Source organism: Acinetobacter vivianii, from assembly GCF_014635885.1.
Taxonomy (GTDB): Bacteria; Pseudomonadota; Gammaproteobacteria; order Pseudomonadales; family Moraxellaceae; genus Acinetobacter; species Acinetobacter vivianii.
The window spans coordinates 1-2,601 of sequence record NZ_BMDR01000019.1 but is presented as its reverse complement, the minus strand read 5'-3'; the positions used below and the strand labels follow the sequence as shown (position 1 = coordinate 2,601).

Below are 2,601 nucleotides of genomic sequence, written 5' to 3'. Positions count from 1 at the left end.
GCGTGCATCATCATCTGCCAAACCTAAATCACGGGTGACTGCCAAAGCTTGTGCAGCAAAGGCTTCGTTTAACTCAATCACATCCATCTGATCTAAGGAGAGATTGGCTTGTTTAAGTAGTTTCTTGATGGCAGGTGCAGGTGCAAACCCCATAATGCGAGGTTCAACACCCACTGTGGTGGCTGCAATGATTTTGGCACGTGGTTTGAGTTGATATTTTTCCACCACTTCATCTGAAGCAATCAACACCGCAGCAGCACCATCATTAATTCCAGAAGCATTACCTGCTGTCACTGTACCTTCGGCTTTCACCACACCTTTAAGTTTGGTTAATGCTTCTAAAGTTGTTGATGCACGTGGATGCTCATCAGTATCTACCACAATGGCATCACCTTTACGCTGTGGAATCGTTACAGGGATGATTTCATGGGCAAAGAAGCCTTTGGCTTGCGCAGTTGCAGTACGTTGCTGGCTATTTAAAGCAAACTGATCTTGATCAGCACGGTTGATATTGAATTGCTCTGCCACGTTTTCCGCAGTTTGCGGCATGGTGTCCACGCCATACATTTCTTTGAGCTTTGGATTGATAAAACGCCATCCCATGGTGGTGTCTTCAATCTTTTGGCTGCGACCAAAGGCACTTTCTGATTTGCCCATCACATAAGGCGCACGGCTCATGCTTTCAACACCACCCGCAATAATCAGGTCAGCTTCGTTGGCTTTAATGGCACGGGCAGCCATGGCAATGGCATCCAGTGATGAACCACATAAACGGTTAACGGTGGTTGCAGGCACTTGATAAGGTAAGCCCGCTAATAATGCTGACATACGTCCGACATTACGGTTATCTTCACCCGCCTGATTGGCACAGCCATAGATCACATCATCGACTTGTTGCCAATCGATACTTGGATTGCGTTGCATCAAGGCCTGAAGTGGGATGGCTCCTAGGTCATCGGCACGGACTGGTGCAAGACCACCGGCATAACGACCGAATGGGGTACGGATGGCATCAATGATATAAGCGTTTTTCATATTCTTACATTTCCATTTCTAAATCTGTTGTGATCACTGCCACAAATTACGGGTTTAGTCTTTCTTCCTTTGCGTAGGCAATGCCTCGTTTCGCGGCGGCGGCATGGATGCCGCCCGTTGGACTGTGGTATAGGGATATACCATCAGTCCAACAAAGGATTTTTGTTACTTTTTATCCTTAAAAAGTAAGGCAATGCCTATACAAAAAGTCTCTGCTTTAACCCGTAATGAGTGGCTGTGTAAACATTATCCTTGAGTCGCATCAATCAACTGAGCACCCGTCAACGCCTGTAACTCCTCAAAGCTCAGACCATCCACTTTCTCAATCACTTTTAAACCATCTTGAGTCACATCAATCACACACAGGTCGGTATAAATCCGATCGACACATTTCAACCCTGTTGCTGGATATGAAAGCGCTTCAACAATCTTCGGTTCACCTTGCTTGGTAGTGTGATCGGTGGTGATAAATACTTTCTTGGCGCCTACCGCCAGATCCATCGCTCCACCCACCGCAGGAATGGCATCCGCTGCACCAGTATGCCAGTTGGCTAAATCACCATTGGCTGCCACTTGGAAAGCCCCAAGCACTGCAATATCTAAATGTCCGCCACGCATCATGGCAAAGGAATCACCATGATGGAAAAAGCTGCCGCCAGTCAGCATGGTGACGTATTCTTTACCTGCATTAATCAGCTCAGGATCTTCTTCACCTTTGGCAGGTGGCGGCCCGAATGCAAGTAGGCCATTTTCCGAATGCAGGAATACATCTTTGTCTGCTGGAAGATAGTTTGAAATCTTGGTTGGAAGGCCGATGCCGAGATTGACATAAGCACCATCTGGAATATCTTGTGCGACACGTTCAGCAATCTGGTCACGGCTTAGTTTTTGATAGCTCATGTTTATGCTCCTGTGCCAGTCGTCGCATCAACTGCGACCACATGCTGTACAAAAATCCCAGGGGTAATAATGTGTTCAGGATCAAGCTGACCGAGTTCAGCCAGTTCAGAGACCTGCGCAATAGTGACATCCGCTGCCATCGCCATGATCGGGCCAAAGTTACGGGCTGATTTGTTATAAACCAGATTGCCCCAGCGATCGCCTTTGTGTGCCTTGATCAGTGCGAAGTCTGCTTTAATTGGGTATTCAAGCACGTAGTCTTTACCATCGATATGACGGGTTTCCTTGCCTTCAGCCAAAAGCGTACCGAAACCTGTTGGGGTAAATACCGCACCTAAGCCCATGCCAGCAGCCTGAATACGACAAGCCAGATTGCCTTGCGGCACCAGTTCCAGCTCAATCTTGCCTGCACGATACAGCTCATCAAAGACCCATGAATCAGACTGACGTGGGAAAGAACAAATGATTTTACGTACTGCGCCTGTTTTAAGCAGTTTGGCCAAACCATAATCACCGTTACCAGCATTGTTATTGACGATGACCAGATCCTTGATCCCGAGTTCGATAAGTCCATCAATCAGTTCAGCGGGTTGTCCTGCGGTGCCGAAGCCACCAATCATGATGGTTGCTCCATCCTTGATCTGTGACAGTGCCTCGGTCAATGAG

At 47.6% G+C, this 2,601-nt stretch carries 3 protein-coding genes; all 3 read right to left on the bottom strand.

Annotation, left to right across the window (positions count from 1 at the left end; genetic code table 11):
* On the bottom strand, positions 1-1,035 hold a 1,035-nt coding region (gene pcaF, locus IEV36_RS18690; protein WP_188393565.1), incomplete at its 3' end, for a 3-oxoadipyl-CoA thiolase.
* A 246-nt stretch (positions 1,036-1,281) separates the two neighbouring features.
* Complete coding sequence (locus IEV36_RS18685; protein ID WP_004772819.1) at positions 1,282-1,935, bottom strand: 3-oxoacid CoA-transferase subunit B; 654 nt, start codon at positions 1,933-1,935, stop codon at positions 1,282-1,284.
* Between the two features lie 2 nt (positions 1,936-1,937).
* A partial coding sequence (locus tag IEV36_RS18680) for a 3-oxoacid CoA-transferase subunit A (RefSeq protein ID WP_227591706.1) occupies positions 1,938-2,601 on the bottom strand: 664 nt, incomplete at its 5' end.

Excerpts from the sequence above, each read along its gene's own strand:
- IEV36_RS18685 (WP_004772819.1), bottom strand. The coding sequence starts at position 1,935 with ATGAGCTATCAAAAACTAAGCCGTGACCAGATTGCTGAACGTGTCGCA.